Source organism: Streptomyces sp. H27-H5, assembly GCF_026627505.1.
GTDB lineage: Bacteria > Actinomycetota > Actinomycetes > Streptomycetales > Streptomycetaceae > Streptomyces.
In genome coordinates this window covers 1-3,238 of record NZ_JAPNLK010000241.1, presented here as the reverse complement: position 1 = coordinate 3,238, position 3,238 = coordinate 1, and the positions used below count along the sequence as shown (strand labels likewise).

Genomic DNA, 3,238 nt, shown 5'->3' with positions numbered 1-3,238 from the left:
TCTCGTTCTGATGTTGTGTCATACCACATCATGATCAAGGCGGCCGCCCTCATGCCCGCAGCCACCCCCATCAAGCCGCTGACCAGCACCGACGAGCATCAGCAGATCTATCTACAGCTGCCGTATCTGAGGGAATTGAGTGCAGGCGTTACCGACACTCCATCCGTGAAGTACCCGGGAATGATCGGTACTTATATGCAGAGTGCGCTCGTTAAAATTCTCTTGGGAGCCGGAATTATTGCCACTCCGAACAATGACAGCACGGATTCAGATCGTGTCCTTGTGTTCGCACGATTCTCCGACCTTCCGACTGCGCTGCAGCCCTCGTGACGCTGCTTCTGGGCGGCGGTGTCGTGTACGTGCTGCACCGGCATCCGGCCGCCACCGCTCCGGTGATGGGCGCCGGGATGGTCGTCGCCCTGGTCACCAGGTGCGTCGCGAGCATCATCGGCGTTCGCTGATCCGCCGGCCCGCGAGGTGGCTCCGCAGGCGTTCGGCCCGCGCGTCACGCTCGGCGGTGCGCCGGCTCGGCCGCGGCTAGGGTCGTACGCAGTCCGCGCCGACATGGGTGCGCGGGTCAGGACCGGTGCCCAGCGCGTTCTGGGGCAGTACGACCGGACCGAACTCCGGCCCCGGCACACCGAACACGGTGTGCCGGGGCCGCGTCGTGCGCGCGCGATGCAGGGAGCCCATTGGCTCGTTGGATGTGAGGTCGTGGACCACGACGGCAGTGATGGTGGCATCGACTCTATGGAGTCGACATCGTCACCATTAGGTGCCGGACTTCTGGTACCCGAAGCGCTGCTTTGGCTACCCTCCCCGGCCCTCGTCCTTGGCAGGACAGCAGAGACGCCCCGGCAGCCGCCGCGCTGGTCAGTTGCGTGATGTGCGGGGGTATAGCGCTGAATGCGCAGGTCAGGTGTTCGGCTCGGAGTGCGACACGTGGAGCTATGTAAATCCACCACAACCCAAGATCTAGTGGTTGGATCCCTCTCCGAGACCAGAAGTTGTGGTCCCCGGACGGTGATGGCACCCAACTGCTCGTAGACTGGGGTCACTTGCAGGCGTTCCCTCCCGTTTGCTTCGCCGATTAGTGGTGAAGGCCCAGCTCATGGGCACTTGGGAGCACCTGGAGGTATGGATGGCGAACGCGCTGGAGAACAAGGAGCGGGACGAGAGGCGGCTGTCGTTTCGGCAGGCGTTGATCGACTGGTCCACGGTCGTACCGGTGCTCGTCAAGCTGGTGGAGTGGGTGGTGCAGAACGTCTGACGACGCTGTGGATCCGGACGTACGGCAGGAACTCAGCAATGAGCCCGGCCGAGAAGTAGACGGCCGGGCCCAGTAGCTGCGCCACCTTCGAGGGGGCCTGATCTGGCTGCAACCAGGTCGGGCCCTCTCGTGCTTCAGGCGATGCCTGATGTGGAGATGACACATGACAGCGTACGCGAGGGAACTTCGCATCCCCACTCCTCTGCGCATGGGTCACCGGGTCGGGAAGGCGGCTTCCAGAAGGAACAGCCCAGGCGCTCCGCCCTCGACTCGGCCCCCGGGTGCGAAGCGCCGGTTTCGTGTCAGTGGGGTGGTGTCAGTGACAGCCCGTCAGTCCTGTGGTGTTCCCGCTGCTGGTGGGCTGGGTGGGCGTACCTGCCGCTGACGCGGTGGTGGTGTCCTGGCGGTACACGCTGACATGAGGGCATAGGTACGCAGGTCCGTCACTGTCACGGAAGCGGCACTTCTCACGCGGGCCGGCGCGGTCTTGGTCCTTCCCGAGTCCGTCGGGGCGTCGGATGTTCGTCAGCCACTGCCCCACGGCCTTGTCCAGGTGGTCGCGTGCCGCGCGGCGCGTTCAGGGTCCCGTGGAGCTCGAAGTAGGCCCGCGCGGAGGCGAGGTGCCCTCACACCCGCCACGGGTGTGCGTTTTGCACACGCCATATGCGGAATACGCATGCTTCTCGGGTAGGGTGGATTTCATGGTGATGAGTACCGAGGAGACGTTGCGGGTGACGGTGATCGCGGTCACCCATCGCACGGGGGAGCAGCAGGCGGACGTGGCGGCCGCTTTGGGGCTGACGCAGAGTCAGATCAGCCGTAGGCAGCGGGGTCTGGCCTCTTGGACCCTGGCCGATTGCGATCGTCTCGCCGCGCACTGGGGGATGCCCGTCCTCGACCTCCTGGCAGGCCCCACGCATGCTTTGACCCGCCTGCCCGCCGACCGGGTGGCCGCCGGCGGCACCCAGACCCTCCTGCCGCTCGACATTCCGGCCCCGGCTCCGGTCGAGCCCGGCCCGGTCGAGCCGGCTCCGGCCGAGGCCGCCCGCAGTGTCCCGGGCCGGTGCGCTCCCGCCGCCGAGCCGGCTCCGGCCACGACCGCCACCACCCCGCCTCGGCGCGCCCCCGTCGCCGAGCCGGCCCCGGCCTCCTCCGCGCCCAAGCGCGTTGCCGCGCCGGCTGGTCCGCCGGCGGATCGTGTCCGTGTCCGCGTCGGCCACGAGTTGTCCGTCCATGGCGGTGACCGGGACGCGGCGCGGGCCGCGCTCCTGAAGGCGGCCGTCCCGGACGTGATGGAGTTGTTCGCCGCGTCTCGGGTCGGTGGCCGATACGAGCACTCCGAGTTCCCGCCCACGGCCGGCATCCTCAAGAAGGCGTCGCAGAAGGGCGCGGACCAGATTTGGGAGGGCCGCCCCAAGTGGCGGGCGGAGGAGCTGCACCGGGCCGCGCGCGCCGGCCACGTCCGCCTCGACGTCACCGCGCTCGACATGAACGCCGCCTACCTCGCCGCGCTCAAGACGTGGTTGCCGATCGGCAAGCTCGTCCACTCCGAGGGCGCCGACCACAACCCGAAGCGCTCGGGTGTCCACCGGGTCACGCCGGCCGTGTGGGAGATGCCTGATCTGCCGTCCCCGCTGGGTGCCCGGAAAGAGCCGGGGGACCTGTGGATTACCGAACCCACCCTGCGACTCCTGCTGAGGTGCGCGAAGTTGGGGTTCTGCGAGACGCCGGTCATTCACGAGTCGTGGACGTCCGGAGCGTCCGAGGGCCTGTTGGAGAAAATGCGCCGCACTCTCACGGAGGTCCGGAAAGAAGCCATCGCCAATGGCGATGACGTGACAAATGAGCCTCGATCCACCGCGTGATCTCTGGTCACGCGGTGTGATTGTTTTCGGGGCGGGTTTCCGGTTTTGGGCAGGGTGGGTTTCCGGCTGGCCGCTGCCGGTGGCGGGTTCTCCAAGGTCTTCC

The 3,238-nt window shown here is 67.2% G+C and carries 4 protein-coding genes; all 4 read left to right on the top strand.

What is annotated here, in order from left to right; genetic code table 11:
• Positions 1 to 330, top strand: a 330-nt coding sequence (locus OTB19_RS42325) for a hypothetical protein (RefSeq protein ID WP_267804181.1), incomplete at its 5' end; no start/stop codon positions are given.
• Positions 327 to 461 carry a hypothetical protein gene (locus tag OTB19_RS42320; RefSeq protein WP_267804180.1) on the top strand — a complete coding sequence of 45 codons (135 nt, stop codon included), beginning with the start codon at positions 327 to 329 and terminating at the stop codon, positions 459 to 461. The genes OTB19_RS42325 and OTB19_RS42320, both read left to right, overlap by 4 nt.
• A 650-nt stretch (positions 462 to 1,111) precedes the next feature.
• Entirely contained in the window at positions 1,112 to 1,270 is a 159-nt protein-coding gene (locus OTB19_RS42315) for a hypothetical protein (RefSeq protein ID WP_267804179.1), read from the top strand.
• Positions 1,271 to 1,971: 701 nt separating this feature from the next.
• Entirely contained in the window at positions 1,972 to 3,135 is a 1,164-nt protein-coding gene (locus tag OTB19_RS42310) for a helix-turn-helix domain-containing protein (protein WP_267804178.1), read from the top strand.
• Positions 3,136 to 3,238 lie beyond the last annotated feature (103 nt).